The organism is Paenibacillus foliorum, assembly GCF_013141765.1.
GTDB lineage: Bacteria > Bacillota > Bacilli > Paenibacillales > NBRC-103111 > Paenibacillus_S > Paenibacillus_S foliorum.
Map to the genome: position 1 here is coordinate 46,709 of NZ_WHOD01000016.1, position 14,227 is coordinate 60,935.

15 protein-coding genes are annotated in these 14,227 nt (G+C 44.9%); 12 read left to right on the plus strand and 3 right to left on the minus strand.

Features of this window, described 5'->3' with window-relative positions; genetic code table 11:
* Positions 1-375: 375 nt before the first annotated feature.
* Positions 376-933 carry a hypothetical protein gene (locus tag GC093_RS04720; RefSeq protein WP_171650717.1) on the minus strand — a complete coding sequence of 186 codons (558 nt, stop codon included), beginning with the start codon at positions 931-933 and terminating at the stop codon, positions 376-378.
* Between the two features lie 87 nt (positions 934-1,020).
* On the opposite strand from GC093_RS04720, the gene GC093_RS04725 reads away from it, so the two are divergent.
* From GC093_RS04725 to GC093_RS04740, 4 genes are all read left to right on the plus strand, one after another.
* Complete coding sequence (locus tag GC093_RS04725; RefSeq protein ID WP_171650718.1) at positions 1,021-2,016, plus strand: aldo/keto reductase; 996 nt, start codon at positions 1,021-1,023, stop codon at positions 2,014-2,016.
* On the plus strand, positions 2,013-2,918 hold the full coding sequence (locus GC093_RS04730) for a creatininase family protein (RefSeq protein WP_171650719.1): 906 nt from the start codon (positions 2,013-2,015) through the stop codon (positions 2,916-2,918). Before GC093_RS04725 ends, GC093_RS04730 begins: the two co-directional genes overlap by 4 nt.
* Before the next feature lie 224 nt (positions 2,919-3,142).
* Positions 3,143-3,859, plus strand: a complete 717-nt coding sequence (locus tag GC093_RS04735; protein ID WP_171650720.1) for a phytanoyl-CoA dioxygenase family protein — start codon at positions 3,143-3,145, stop codon at positions 3,857-3,859.
* Between the two features lie 184 nt (positions 3,860-4,043).
* Positions 4,044-4,895 carry an AraC family transcriptional regulator gene (locus GC093_RS04740; RefSeq protein WP_171650721.1) on the plus strand — a complete coding sequence of 284 codons (852 nt, stop codon included), beginning with the start codon at positions 4,044-4,046 and terminating at the stop codon, positions 4,893-4,895.
* On the opposite strand, the gene GC093_RS04745 is transcribed toward GC093_RS04740, so the two are convergent.
* Positions 4,890-5,744, minus strand: coding sequence for an AraC family transcriptional regulator (locus tag GC093_RS04745; RefSeq protein ID WP_171650722.1), 855 nt, complete (start codon positions 5,742-5,744; stop codon positions 4,890-4,892). The two genes, GC093_RS04740 and GC093_RS04745, sit on opposite strands and share 6 nt — an antisense overlap.
* 226 nt (positions 5,745-5,970) lie before the next feature.
* Here GC093_RS04745 and GC093_RS04750 point away from each other — a divergent pair, with 226 nt between their 5' ends.
* The 7 genes from GC093_RS04750 (at position 5,971) to GC093_RS04780 (ending at position 12,422) form a co-directional block, all read left to right on the plus strand.
* The gene (locus GC093_RS04750) at positions 5,971-7,005 is read left to right on the plus strand and encodes a Gfo/Idh/MocA family protein (protein WP_171650723.1); all 1,035 of its coding nucleotides are present in this window, start codon (positions 5,971-5,973) and stop codon (positions 7,003-7,005) included.
* A gap of 104 nt (positions 7,006-7,109) precedes the next feature.
* Positions 7,110-8,456, plus strand: a complete 1,347-nt coding sequence (locus GC093_RS04755) for an ABC transporter substrate-binding protein (protein ID WP_171650724.1) — start codon at positions 7,110-7,112, stop codon at positions 8,454-8,456.
* A 92-nt stretch (positions 8,457-8,548) separates the two neighbouring features.
* Positions 8,549-9,493 carry a carbohydrate ABC transporter permease gene (locus GC093_RS04760; protein ID WP_171650725.1) on the plus strand — a complete coding sequence of 315 codons (945 nt, stop codon included), beginning with the start codon at positions 8,549-8,551 and terminating at the stop codon, positions 9,491-9,493.
* Position 9,494: 1 nt separating this feature from the next.
* A complete protein-coding gene (locus GC093_RS04765; RefSeq protein ID WP_246313472.1) occupies positions 9,495-10,334 on the plus strand; it encodes a carbohydrate ABC transporter permease in 840 nt (279 codons plus the stop codon).
* A 345-nt stretch (positions 10,335-10,679) separates the two neighbouring features.
* Complete coding sequence (locus GC093_RS04770; RefSeq protein ID WP_171650727.1) at positions 10,680-10,781, plus strand: LysR family transcriptional regulator; 102 nt, start codon at positions 10,680-10,682, stop codon at positions 10,779-10,781.
* 254 nt (positions 10,782-11,035) lie between these two features.
* Complete coding sequence (locus GC093_RS04775; protein WP_171650728.1) at positions 11,036-11,449, plus strand: LysR substrate-binding domain-containing protein; 414 nt, start codon at positions 11,036-11,038, stop codon at positions 11,447-11,449.
* Positions 11,450-11,525: 76 nt separating this feature from the next.
* Positions 11,526-12,422, plus strand: a complete 897-nt coding sequence (locus tag GC093_RS04780; protein WP_171650729.1) for a cation diffusion facilitator family transporter — start codon at positions 11,526-11,528, stop codon at positions 12,420-12,422.
* 144 nt (positions 12,423-12,566) lie between these two features.
* On the opposite strand, the gene GC093_RS04785 is transcribed toward GC093_RS04780, so the two are convergent.
* Positions 12,567-12,767 (minus strand): hypothetical protein, encoded by a 201-nt coding sequence (locus GC093_RS04785; RefSeq protein ID WP_171650730.1) that lies wholly within the window; start codon positions 12,765-12,767, stop codon positions 12,567-12,569.
* Between the two features lie 240 nt (positions 12,768-13,007).
* Between GC093_RS04785 and GC093_RS04790 the strand changes: the two genes are divergently transcribed.
* Positions 13,008-13,907 carry a hypothetical protein gene (locus GC093_RS04790; protein WP_171650731.1) on the plus strand — a complete coding sequence of 300 codons (900 nt, stop codon included), beginning with the start codon at positions 13,008-13,010 and terminating at the stop codon, positions 13,905-13,907.
* Positions 13,908-14,227: the final 320 nt, after the last annotated feature.

The window sequence follows — 14,227 nt, forward strand, 5'->3', positions numbered from 1 at the left end:
GGGCTTTTAATACTTGCTGATAAGATAGCGTGGAGAACAACAATATATATCATAATAAAGGTAGTACGTTAAACTCCCATGAAAATTAAAACTGGTAAAAACCCAAAAATGACAAGAAAAAATAGACTTAGCCAAAAGATAGACATATATTCTCCTTTAAGTTCTTGATGAAAGCATATAGTGAATTATACTACTCTTTATTTCGCTATACTGCCAGTTATCTTAATACCTCCGCCAGTCTAATACAAGAGGTTCGTCATGCCGAATTTGGAGCTATCCGTCTGCGTTCATCAAACTCCATAGGTGCAGGCCAATCAAAATGAGCCTGATCTGGACGAGCTGCCGCCGCAGTAGCATTCTTGGGCTTCATCCCATTCAAGCTTCCTGATTTGGCAAGCAGCTGCTAAGATGAGCAATCCATGTTCCTACATGTGGATCAAGTTTTGTTGCTGAATAACCCTGTCCTCGGAGCTCCTCCAGCTCACGTTCTATATAGGATACATACCGTCTCACATACCGGATTCCCAACGCATTGGCTGCATGATCAGCTACTTCCAGATAGTCTCGATAGAACTCGCTAAGGCTATTAAACATCCAGATATACCCTCTTAGAAAGCTTGCTTCATCGGGGGCATGCACGAGCTCTTTGCCCAGCTGGGCTAGAGCTGGCTCCATATTCGCTTCCCGATGCCCACCACGCAATTCTTCCAAACGTCCTTGAAGTTCATATACCCGTTCGGCGTGGCCAAACAGGAGATAGCCCAGTTGAATTTTACGCTCCCATCTTGGTACTTTTAAAAACCAGCCTGCCAGCGCTCTGACGCAGCTATGCTCGATGTAGGCGCAGCGTCGCAGCAGCTCGACTGTTTTTGCGATATCAAATCCGTTGTACTTTTGTTCGTGAAGGTTTGCTGAACCTGAACAAAAGTACAACTTTTACTACAGGTTTGGCGATGTTTTGAATTCTTTTTCATGATACAAATAAGACAGGTCTGGATTCGCTTAAGAAGGGAGACATTTATGCAATCGTCCATATTCGCCCGTTCGGGTGAAACCATTAGCAGGCTTGGCTTTGGCGGTATGGGTTTAAATGGTATTTTTGGGCAGCAGGATGATGCTGCAATGATCCGTTCCCTTGTATATGCACTTGAGAACGGGATTAATTTTATTGACACGGCAAGAGTCTACGGAAGATCGGAAGAGCTCATAGGTAAGGCTTTAAAGGAGTGGAGAGGCGAAAAACCGTTCATTGCAACGAAAGCGGCTGCGTCTGCACCGCCTCATTCGTTACCCGGTGCAGGCTTTCACTTTCCGCTGGATGTACAATCCACCTATCCGCCAGGATCGATTCGGGCAAGTGTGGAGCAATCGCTGCAGGCCATGGATATAGAGACACTGGACCTGCTCCAGCTTCATGTGTATTGGCCTCAGTGGGATGCTGTAGATTATTGGATGGAAGAGCTGCTTAGGCTGAAAGAGGAAGGGAAGGTTCGCTATTTGGGCGTTTCCCTGCCAGACCACCGGCATGATCATGCGATTTCATTGGTTAGAGCAGGAGTGATCGATTCGGTGCAGACAATCGTCAATATATTTGACTCGGTGGCGCTTGATTGTCTGGTTCCGATCTGTCAGGAGAATCAAGTGGCAGTCATAGCAAGGGTTATTCTGGACGAAGGTGGACTGACCGGATTTTTGAAGGAGGATACAGCCATTCCCGAGTCCGATTATCGTTACAATTACTTTGACTGTCAGCCAAGAAGCGTTTACCTGGACAAGGTGAATCGTCTTTGCCAATATATTCCTCAATATGCAAGCTCATTAACTGAGCTGGCGATTAAATTCGTGCTGAAGGACCCTGGTGTGACGGTCGCGATTTCTTCGATGCAGGTACTGGAATACGCAGCGGAAAATATTGCAGCCTGCGACAAAGAAGCGTTGCCGGATGAGCTGTTTGAGCTTATTAAAATACGAGAGCGCTGGATCCGACATTTTTATCATGCAAGGAGACATTTATGAGCAATGCCTCTGAAGCCATGTCCAAGGTTCTGTGGGCCGAGTTGTTCCCGGCTGAATTGATTGCCCGTCAGCAGGAGTGTCCCATCGTGTTTGTACCGCTGGGCTTATGTGAGCCGCATGGTCAGATCAGTGCTTTTGGTCTAGATACTTTCAAGACGGAATATTTATGCGCGAGAGTAGCCCGTCAGGTGGGTGGCATTGTCGCTCCCAGTATGGGCTATCATGTGCACGAGGCGGGGCCTTCGGCCAAATTTCTGGAGGATAACGTTGGAGAGCATAACCCCTTTATGTCTTCGGTTCCTCCGTACGTATTTTACCATTTCTTCTTATATCAGCTGCGCTCGTTCTATAATGCGGGCTTTCAATCGGCAGTGATTTTGTCCGGACACGGTGGAGCGCATGTGCACGATCTTCGACAAATTTCCCGGATGTTTCAGGAGCAGACTGGGATGAGCATTTGGTATGGAACGGATTTTGATCTGGTCGAGGGCACGTATACCGGAGATCATGCCGGAAAATACGAGATATCCATGTTGATGCATATTCGTCCCGACCTGATTGATCCTTCAAAGAAAGGATTGGAGGAGCTAGACGGGGCTGGAGGACGACTGGCGGCCGCACATGATGCCAATGAGGCGACTCGGGAGTATGGTGAACAAATTTGCCGTGCATGCGAACTTGCATTAAGTCGCATCGCGGCTGATCTTGGACAACGATCCCAAGCTGTGACAAATCGAATGCCGCTTCCCTATGAAGTGGTTGAGGATCTATGGTCACAGATTGTACAATCCGCCGAGATGGGTACTGAGCATTGGGCAGCCTTGCAGCCAAGGGCAGGTCAATCGCCTGTCTCCGAGCAGTCCCGATGGAAGCCTTATGAGCATATCCGTATGCGTGACTAGCCTGCAATCATTTAAAAGCACAGTGAATAAAGAGCGGAGCGGCCAAATGATCCTGGAGAAGCGTAAGCGATCGGAGAGATATTTGGCCGCGCAGCGGTACTTTTTCACCAGACTCCTAGGGATGGAAGGTTGAACAAATGTACAACTAATTGATTGAAATGAAGCAGTGAAGAAAATGTTTTTTCGATATAGTTATAGCATACCATCCAAGGAGGGCTTACCCCATGTTAATGAACAACACATCGAATTTTGTATTGACTGAAGATATGATTGAAGAATTTTACCGCGAAGGCTATTTCTACGCACCCGGCTTCTTAACCCAGAAAGCGGTTGATAAAATTAACAAAGAGAATACCGAGTTTGCTACCCAGCAATCCAGTGATGGCAAATGGAAGTCCAACGCTACATTGAATTTGGCCAAAAGTCAGGAACAGTTCCCGGAAACAGTCAATTTCCTCAGCAATACAAGGATCATTGAAACCTTTGAAAGCATTTTGGGTGATAACGTTAAGCTATGGATGGGGATGTATGCAGTCGTTCCTCCACATGGTGAAGGCTTAGCCTGGCATCAGGATAATATGTACACTCATATTCTGGGGCATATGCTCAATGGTTTTGTCGCTCTGGATCACATCACTCAAGAAAATGCTGGTTTGTGGTTGGCGCCAAGATCCCATCGATTGGGTCGTCAAAAGGATCTGAATGAAGTCGGAGAATCGCATCGCCGTGCAGCAGACCCGGACAATGGAGCACCATGCAGACCGATGGCACCCGGAGATGCTGTCATTTTCCATAGGGAAACACTGCATCATAGTAAAACGAACCATACGGATCGGCCAAGAAGAGCGTATGCCTTTCAGGTGGCATCAGCCGTCTGCCGGTATGCCGAGACAGGCAAGCTGTTGACAGACCGCGAAGATTTGTCATCGTACAAGAAATAATGTATAAGGTTAGTGGTTGACAGGGTGTTTCCATGAATCGGTAATCAACAAGAACCGGAAGCCAAGCGCTTTCGGTTTTTTTAAAAGCTTATGTTTGGATCCGCTTTCATAATACTAGGATGTCTGCTATACTAATTGGTTGACAAGTATTCCAGGTTCTGCTGGGGAAGACGGAGGGACAGCTATGTTTTACGATGATATTCGTTTGGACGATGAACTTAATTTTGTCAAGAAAGTCGGTACCTTAACCGAGCATGAGATGCATCTTCATGATGCGCTTGAGATTAGCATCGTGCTAAAAAATAATGTGAAATATCATCTGTGTGACCGTGATTATCATGGCAAGCCTGGTGATGTATATGTGTTTCGTCCTTTTGAGCCGCACTATAACCTGGCTGAGGATAGCAATAAACCGGTAGAGTGGACGATGGTGTTATTTGCCCCGTCAATTGCGAGGTCGATCCCGGAAGGACATAAGCTGCTGACGCCGTTCTATGCCGCCGACAAGTTCTCACCTTTAATTCCTGCACATACGACGTTCGCTCAAGCTATACAAAATGCTTCCAAGCTGGCCATTGCCGAAGGGGAGCAGCAGCTTCCTGGATGGAGGGCCAAGCAATTTCTTTATTTTATCGATATTCTGGTCATGATCTTCCGATATTATGAGGCTGTGCAGCAGGATGAGTTATCCAATTCTAAAACCGATCAGGGGATTATTAATGTTATTCAATATATGCTGTCCCATTTCTCCGAAGATATCGATATTAATGAGATGATCGTGATGTCCAATCTGCGAAAAACGATGTTTTTTAAAAAATTCAAAAGCATTACGAGTCTTTCACCGAATGAATTTATTAGCCGTCTTCGACTGCAATCTGCAGTTTATCTGTTGGATTATACGGCAAAATCGATTACCGAAATCGCTTTTGAGTGCGGATTCCATTCGTTGAGCTACTTTAATAAGCAATTCAAGCTGTACAGAGGCATTTCGCCAAGAGATCAGCGCAATCATTTAAAAATCAGAAGAGAACTATAGGACCAAAAACTGTTTTCGGTATTGATAAGGCGTAATACTCATTCTTTTTTTGAAAAACTGGCAAAAGTAAGACAAATTTGCGAAACCGCTTTCTAAACAAATCTCACTGATTGTCTTGGAGGAGGTTTTTAATAATAAGCACGCCTGATTCAGTCGCTTGGCCATCAGATAGTCGGTGATGGTCCCTCCGGTTTTTTGCTTGAACAGTGCAGAGATATGCTTGTGGGACAGATGAACCTCTTTGGCCAACTCGTGGATCGAAAAGGGCTCCTGATAATGCTCCTCGACCCAATCCATAATGCGCTCCGCATGATTAAGCGATCTGATTGAAGCGCCATCGGAGCTATTATATTCCGACCACAGGGGACGGAGCAAGCAAAGAAACCGAACGAAGAACAATCCATACTCCTCAGCCAACGTGTTGCGGGGAACCTTGCTGCAGCGCTCATGAAGCTCCTTATAGAGCAGGACCAGAGGATGCTCTTCATTCAGCTCAAAAATTTGCTTGGTAAGCTGATCTTTCCACAGATGATGGAAAAAGCTGCGTAATACCGGAAACGGCGCCAAATACGTATCAAATAGAGACGGCTCGAATACAACATAGGAACGAATATAATCTGAGGTGTTGTCCTGTCGGATACGGTGAAGCTGAAAAGGCTGGAAAAAAATCAACTGACCGCTTTTAAACTCATACATACGGCTATCCAGCATCAAATGCCCCTTTCCTTTGTATATATACATAAATTCCATCCCTCTATGGGCATGAAAATGGTTAATCCTCTGTTGATCCGCATGATACTTTAGAACAAAGTGGTTATCGGTCAAATCCAAGTGCTCAATAACTGCCATTCGGCACCTCCCATTATCGTACTTTAACTACATTATAACCGTTATTAATGAAAGTTTAACCCATTTTTTTATGATAGGCTTAATGAGTAGAGTCAGTATGATTAAGGGAATGAAATGTAATTTGCAAGCGCGTACATGCCGTGGGGGCAATGGAATCGCCTGAACGCTTAAGAGCCTTGCTGTATGAACTAACAGGCTCATAGCTTTCTAAAAGGAGGTTAACAGAATGACGGTGCTGATGGCTGCATTGATCGGTATCGGTGGTATTGCCAAGGCTCTTCACCTTCCTGCACATCAAGCGGTGAATGGCTCCAGACTCAAATGGCTGTGTGATCCTGATATCCATAAAGCACAAGCCGCAGCTGAGCAATTCGGTATCCCGTATTGGACTGACGATCCTGAATCCGTATGGTCCGATCCGGAAGTGGATTGGGTGGATATTGCCGTGCCCAATCGTTTTCACGAGGCTGTAACAATAGCTTGTCTGGAATCCGGCAAGCATGTTTTATGTCAAAAGCCGATGGCAGACACCATAGATGCCGCACGGAGAATGGTGGATGCATCCATTCGCTGCGGACGTCAGTTGGGCATCTATATGTGCTTTCGAGGTGATCCGGGTATTCAACAGATAAGGCGGTTGATCCGGCAAGGAAATTTTGGTGAAATGATTTCACTGCGGGGCAGGATGATTTCTTCCAACGGGTTTCACATTCAGGAGGGTCAATGGCGAATGGAGGATGCTTCAGGAGCTCTGGATTTGCTTGGGGTCCATATGATTGATCTATTTGCCTGGCTGCATAGCGATATCGAATGGGTGCAAGCGTACTCCAATACCTTGCATGCCCCGATGAAAGGCGATGATGTGACAACGGCGATATACGGTTTAGCCGGAGGGGTAACAGCGGTCCTTGAAACGACCTACAGCTCGTTTGTTCACACGGATACTCCCTTATACGTGCTGGAGATCAACGGAACAGCAGGCTGGGCCCGATATGTGCTGGATCGTGGGCAGCTGACGATGCAACTCCAAGACAGCTATACAGATGGTCAGCTTACCTATATGGCAGGGACCCTGTCGGAATCAACATTTCCACACACACTATCTGGTGGCGGTGCACTTCCGAATGTGCATCAATCCTTTGTCGATGCTTTGCGAGAGGATCGACCTTTCGAGATCGATGGTCATTGCGGCGCACGAGCCCTTCGCGTCATGTCCTGTACAAGGCAAGCGGCGACTGCACATGCGAGGGTTCTTATATAACCATAATGTAAGGAGAATTAAACGGCTTTGTTGTTCACGAACGTTACGTAAGCGCTATCTTGATACGCAAATCATAATGTACACAGGAAAAGGGAGGTTTGAATATGAAGCGAAGTATGGTAGCAATGATGTCCATGATAATATTGGCAGGGGGAGTTGTAGGGTGTAGCTCGGGAGCCAACAGCGGTAACAATACCATGGCTCCCAAAGCAGATGCGCCCAAGGCAGATGCTCCCAAGACAGATCCTGCAGCCAAGGCCAAAATTCGTGTTGCCTGGTGGGGTTCTCAGGACCGGAACGATAAAACGCTAAAAGCGATCGATTTGTTCATGAAAAAAAATCCGAACATTGAGGTGCAATCTGAATTTATCGGGTTTGATGATTACTGGAATAAAGTCAATACACAGGCTGCCGGAGGCAACTTGCCGGATCTGATGCAAATTCATGAGGGCGTCATTAACGAGTACGTATCCCGTAAATTGCTTGTCGATTTGAATCCATATGTAGACAAGGGAACGATAAATCTTAAAAATGTCGATGCCAACTATTTACCGGATAAGGTGAATGGCAAGCTGTGGGGCGTCAATCTGGGTACCAATACGATGACAATGGTCTACGATCCGGCTTTGTTCGAGAAAGCGGGTGTCGAAGAATTAAAGCCGGGCTATACGTATGAAGATCTGGCCAATACTTTGCGTAAAATGAAAGCCAAGCTGGGCAAAGATTTTTACGGGATTACTCTTGATAACGGTTATGATGGATTCAAGCATTTTGTCAGACAGAATGGAACGATGTTTTACTCAGAAGATGGGAAAAAGCTCGCCTACCCGGACGATAAGGTATTTGTTGAATACTATACGTATTGGCAGAAGCTGATGAAGGAAGGTTTGGCACCAGGGCCAGAGATTCAATCTGAATTTAAACAGCTGGAAAACTCACTTCTTGTGCACGGTAAAGCAGCGATTCAGCCGGTTCAAAGCAACCAGATTGTCGCCTTGGTGGCGGCCTCCAAGCGTCCCTTGAAAATGACCGTTTACCCTACACACCCCGGCGGAAAGGAAGGGCACTTCCTGAAGGCAGCGATGTCATTCGCGATCACCAGTCATTCGAAAAGCCCGGAAGCCGCAGCGAAGCTGATAGATTTTTTCACCAATGATGCTGAAGGCAACGATATTTTGGCGGCAGAACGGGGAATTCCGATCTCCTCTGAAATCCGTAAATCGGTTTCCGCGAAACTTCCAGATACCTCCAAGCAGATGTTCTCCTATGTGGAAGTCGCACAAAAGTATGCTCGTGAAAGTGAAGCGCCATCTCCTGCAGGTGATAATGAAATCAGAACGCTGCTCGGCAAGCTGCAGGAGCAGATCAACTTTGGCAAGCTGACTCCAGAGGAAGGCGCGAAGCAATTCCGTAAGGATGCTGAGCAAATTCTAGCCAAAAGCGCAAAGTAATTAGCAGTTGTTCTATTATGATTATTTCAAATTAAGCAAACAACAGCCGTTCGGCATCGGACGGCTCATCTTCATATAGGGGGCGATTCGCGATGCGCCAGACAGTAGCAACAGACCGCCATTCTATCGGGGTGAATAAGCTTGCGGCTATACGGGAATGGAAAAAAACGATCATTGGTTATGCTTTTATTTCACCGTGGCTCATAGGCTTTATCGTATTCATTATCGGCCCGATGCTGGCCTCTTTGTATTTCTCCTTTACGCAATATGACATGCTGTCTAACCCCAAATGGATTGGCCTGGATAATTATATCGAGATGTTCACCAGTGATAAGCGTTTCCTTACTGCACTCAAGGTGACCCTGTTGTTCGTGCTTGTATCGGTTCCGCTTAAATTGATGTTTGCCCTGCTGGTGGCGATGATTTTTAACGTGAATCGAAAAGGGGTTACCGTGTATCGCACCTTGTATTACATTCCTTCGATTCTTGGCGGAAGTGTCGCGGTTGCCGTAATGTGGAAGCAGTTATTTGGCTCCAAGGGAGCAGTTAATTCACTTCTTGGCTTAATCGGGATTAAAGGCATGAGCTGGATTGCAGGTCCCGACTTTGCTTTATGGACGTTGATTCTGCTCGTGGTATGGCAATTTGGCTCGCCGATGCTTATTTTTTTGGCTGGACTTAAGCAGATTCCGACTGAATTGTATGAGGCTGCCAAAATGGACGGAGCCGGAGCGGTCATGCGCTTTTTCCGTGTTACATTGCCCATGCTGACGCCTATCATATTTTTTAATCTGGTGATGCAGACGATAGGAGGCTTTATGACCTTCACCCAAAGCTTTTTAATTACAAGTGGCGGACCGATGGATTCAACTTTATTTTATGCGGTATATTTGTACGAAACAGCATTTACGCACTTCCACATGGGTTATGCGTCGGCGATGGCCTGGGTGCTGCTGCTCATTGTAGGCCTGTTTACAGCATTGATTTTCAAATCCTCTTCCTCATGGGTGCATTATGAGACCGAAGGAGGGAAGTAAGATGAACAGCATGATACGTACCTTTTTATTTCATACAGGTGTTGTGCTGCTGGGGATATTCATGGTTTATCCGATCCTGTGGGCGATTTCAAGCTCAGTGAAGCCGGAAGCGGAAATTTTCCAGAATGCCTCATCGTTGCTTCCTTCAAGCTTTAGATGGGATAACTATGTGAAAGGATGGGCAGGCTTTGGGAACTTCCATTTTGGACTGTTCTTTCAGAATTCCTTAATCGTGACATCAGCGATTGTTGTCGGGACACTTGTTTCCTCGAGTCTGGTAGCCTTCGGTTTTGCGCGTCTGCAGTTTAAGCTGCGCAAGCTGCTGTTTGCTTTGCTGTTGATGGCGATCATGCTGCCTGCTCAAGTCACGCTAATTCCCCAATATATTTTGTTTCACAAGCTGGATTGGGTGAATACGTTCCTGCCACTGATCGTTCCCGCATTTGTAGGTGGAACTCCGTTTTTCATCTTCCTGCTCATTCAATTCATTAGGGGTATTCCCAAGGAGCTGGATGAGTCGGCAGTGATCGACGGCTGCTCAACCTTCGGGGTGTTTTGGCATATGATGCTTCCGTTGATGGCTCCGGCTTTGGCGACGGTGGCGATCTTTTCCTTCTATTGGTCGTGGGATGATTTCCTCGGTCCGCTCATTTACTTGAATCAAACGAAGCTCTTTACCGTTTCGCTCGGTCTGCGAATGTTTGCAGACCCGTCCTCGATGTCACAGTGGGGTCCACTGTTCGCCATGTCCGTACTGTCGATTGTTCCGCAGCTGCTCGTATTTTTGTTTTTTCAAAAATATTTGGTTCAGGGACTTGCTACAACGGGCTTGAAAGGATAAGGGAAATGGATGCTTAGCAACAATAGTGCAATGGACGTACTTAGGAAGCAATTTCTTCCTTTAGTACGTCCATTTTTAATTTAGTCAGGTATCATAATAAGTTGTCGAAATCCCAAACACTTAGATGTAGACATTGATAGATCCGGACGAAGGAGGCGTCCGATCGTCGCCATGCGGGTGATTGCGCTTTTACAGGTGAATTCAAGCACAGCCGGAAGCAGCATCGCGCATTGGGAATCACCTCCAAAAGAATGTTATGAAAAAAATAAACAATACTCTCATCCATAGGTAAAATGAATATATTGAATGCAATTCATTCCATTTAGCTATGTAAGGAGCTCCGATATGGACATTCATCAATTACAGTGCGTTATCGAAATTGTCCACTGCGGCAGCTTCACGAAGGCTGCTGCGACTCTGCACATTACTCGGCCGACGATAAGCTAGACGATCAAGAATTTGGAAGAAAAGCTTGGCGTCGAGCTTTTCTTCCGAAAAGGAAAAAAATTGAGCTTACAGATGCCGGCCACGTTGTTTATGAGCAAGCCCAAGGCATCGCATTGTCATTCCAGAACTTGTCGTTGGAATTGAGCGGAATTAAGAATTACAAGAAAGGCCACGTTCGAATCGGACTGCCTCCCATGATCGGATCGAACTTCTTCCCGTCCGTGATAAGGAAATTTCATTAACGATACCAGGGATTGTCGGTTCACATCGTGGAAGAAGGATCCAAGAAGCTGGAGTCTGAGGTGGAGTGCGGCAATCTCGACGTAGCGGCCGTACTGTTGCCGACAAACAAAGAATTGTTCGATTGCTATGCATTTGTGGACGAGAAGCTGCAATTAATCGTTCATTCCGGGCATTCACTAGCCGGGAGGGAGGCAGTGGCGCTTACTGAGTGTGCTCAGGAGCTGTTTATTTTGTTCCGTAAGGACTTTGCCTTACATGAGCGGGTGATGTCGAAGTGCATACGCTGCTACTTTCGTCCGAATATTATGTATGAGAGCTCCCAGTGGGATTTCGTCAGCGGCATGGTCGCTGAAAGGCTTGGCATTTCCCGATCACCTTCGAAACAACCACAAGAAAAAAACGGGCGAACGATTCAGGTAGCTTAATAACTCGTCCCTGACCGGGAATCAAGCGGTTGTGCAACAGTTCTTTGGGCAATAATTCTAGTAGGGGGAATACGTTATGAGCAGAGAAAATAAACAGTCAGCTTTTGCAATTTGGATCAGTTTAATCAGTAACATCGTTTTAACCTTTATCAAATTTTCTGTTGGTTTATTATTTAACAGTCCAGTATTGATTGCTGACGGCGTTCACAATGCGGGAGATGTGGTTGCTACCGGTGCGGCACTTAGCTCCATGCGTGTATCTAAGCAGCCTCCGGATGAAGATCATCCTTACGGACACGGAAAAGCAGAAATTGTGGGAGCAGGTATTGTGGCCATTATTTTGGGGCTGGCTGCAATCTATATGGGGTACCATTCCATAAAGGTACTTTTTGAACCTCCACATAATGCAAGCGTTATAGCTTTAGTCGCTGCAGCGTTTTCTTTGATTTTGAAGCAAGTGCTTTATGTATATACGATGTCTATCGGGAAAAAAACGAAAAGTAATGGTTTGATCGCAACGGCCTATGATCATCTTGCAGATGTATATGCTTCGATTGCAGCAGTAATCGGGATCGGTTTAGCCATGGTTGGAGATTACTATGATATTACTTTATTGTCTTACGGAGATCCGATTGCAGGAATCGTAGTCGCTTTTTTTGTGCTAAAGCTTGCTGTTCATATGGGAAAGGCATCGGTTGGCGTTTTGATGGAAAAGAACGTCGATTCGGAAAAATTGAATGCATTTATCAACTTGGTCCAATCGGTTCCAGAAGTTAAACGAATTGACCGAATTCGCGCAAGAGACCACGGACATTACATTATCATCGATGTGAGAGTCGGTGTTCAGGCAGAATTAACCATTCAGAACGGACATGATATTTCCCGACACATTAAAGAAGCGATCATGAATCAGCATCCCGATGTTGAAGAAGTAATGGTCCATTTAAACCCATGGTACAAAGAGAATGGTTAAGTACCTTTAGTTATTTTAGACGAAAGCCGGCATTCCTAAGCGACAGGAATCCGGCTTGTTAGCATTAATTTTAAACTTAACATACAATTTTCCGGAATTGGTACAGCCCAAGTAGTTTAAATGAAATTTAGACTACCTGAGTTTTTATAAACCAGCTATTAAGAAAAGAAATAGAATTTCAGCTAAACGAATATTAATCCTGCGGATTCTCCGGCCGATTCTCACACGCATAATCATAAAATCTGTTCCAACTGAAGTTAATTTGCCCGTTAATGTTCTGCCACTAGTCAATTGTACTTGTACAGACTTACCAATCATTTTTTGTGCTTGATTACGAAATGACATGTCAGTTCCTCCTTTTCTATTGATATTGCATTGTATGTGCAAATAATATAGAGGGAAGAACATTAGCGGATTTAAAACAAATCCAACGTATATCTTTATGTATACGTCCTATAGAGCTGATTAAAATAGCAAATTTTAATGAAACCAATCACTGTTCAGCATCAGCATACAGGCTCATATTTTCCGGATTAGGCATAGTCTATTATCATCTGCACGTACAAGAATAGGAGGGAGTAGAATATGACCAATGACAACCAGCAAGTGGCCCCAATGTATAAGCAAATTAGCAATCACCACTTGCCATACTATGATTCAGTCTGCTATACGTTACAACCATATCCATACACTTATCAATATAACGGATATCGTTATCTAAACCCGCATGTGTATCATCTACCGCTAATTTATCAGCAGTATGCTTATCATCCACACTTACGGGAGCAACTATATCCTTATAGAATGGGGTTACTGACACCACCAGGGGCAATGTTACCGGCGGCAGAAGCATCAACATTTTTAAAAGCGGCAATAGCGTGGGCAACAACGATACCGGCGGTAACAGTTTTTTTGGGTTTCGGAGCATTTCTGTTAGCTGCTATGGTGGCCACGGGTTGGGCAAAATATAAAGATACTATATTAACTTGCTGGTATTCATCTCCTGCACAATGGGGTGAAATTGAAACGTGTTTAAAAGGTAAGATGGATGCAGCAGACGCGGAAAGATGGATCAACACTATGAAAACTTTATTTGGTTACTATATGAAGACAAAACATTTGCCAAATCCATGCGGTGTTTGGGCAGTGACCGTTGGGAATAGAAAAGTGGGCACGTTGAGGTTTCATTCAGAGTATAACTATGCAGAAGGAGTTGATGAATATATGGGTCATTATAATTGGGCTCCAACTGGTACAATGTATGGCCATGCATTATCTTCTGAGGGCAATCTTAGCGGACATTGGAATGATCTCCATAAAATAGGTGATAAACCTGATAGTGGAAGATATAAATTGAATTTTAGTTATGATGAATCAGGAAATTCAATATTTATCGGAACATTTGGTTATGGTACAGACGATTCTGCTTATAAATTTAGTGGCATACAACTTTCGGAAGAACCGTGTTTGTTGGGACCTCACTGAAGCCTGACCAGGACTTTGAAGCCCCTGAACCAGCATATTAATTAAGTGGACTTCTTAACTCTAATATAGTTAGAGAATATGTACAGTGTCATAATATTTCAATATATGTTGGAAATATTTTTAAACATATGAACTTACCAGCCTTTGACCAAGTAAATGAAGAACATCTGAATTTATAATTACTTACGAATGAGGAATGACATTCTAGAGATATCACTCAAACCCGATATTCTTTTTCAAAGAATCGTGGAATTTGATAAAAAGCTCGGAGGTGCTGGTATACGGTAACGGAAATTTGATAATGTAGGAAGATTTGTGTC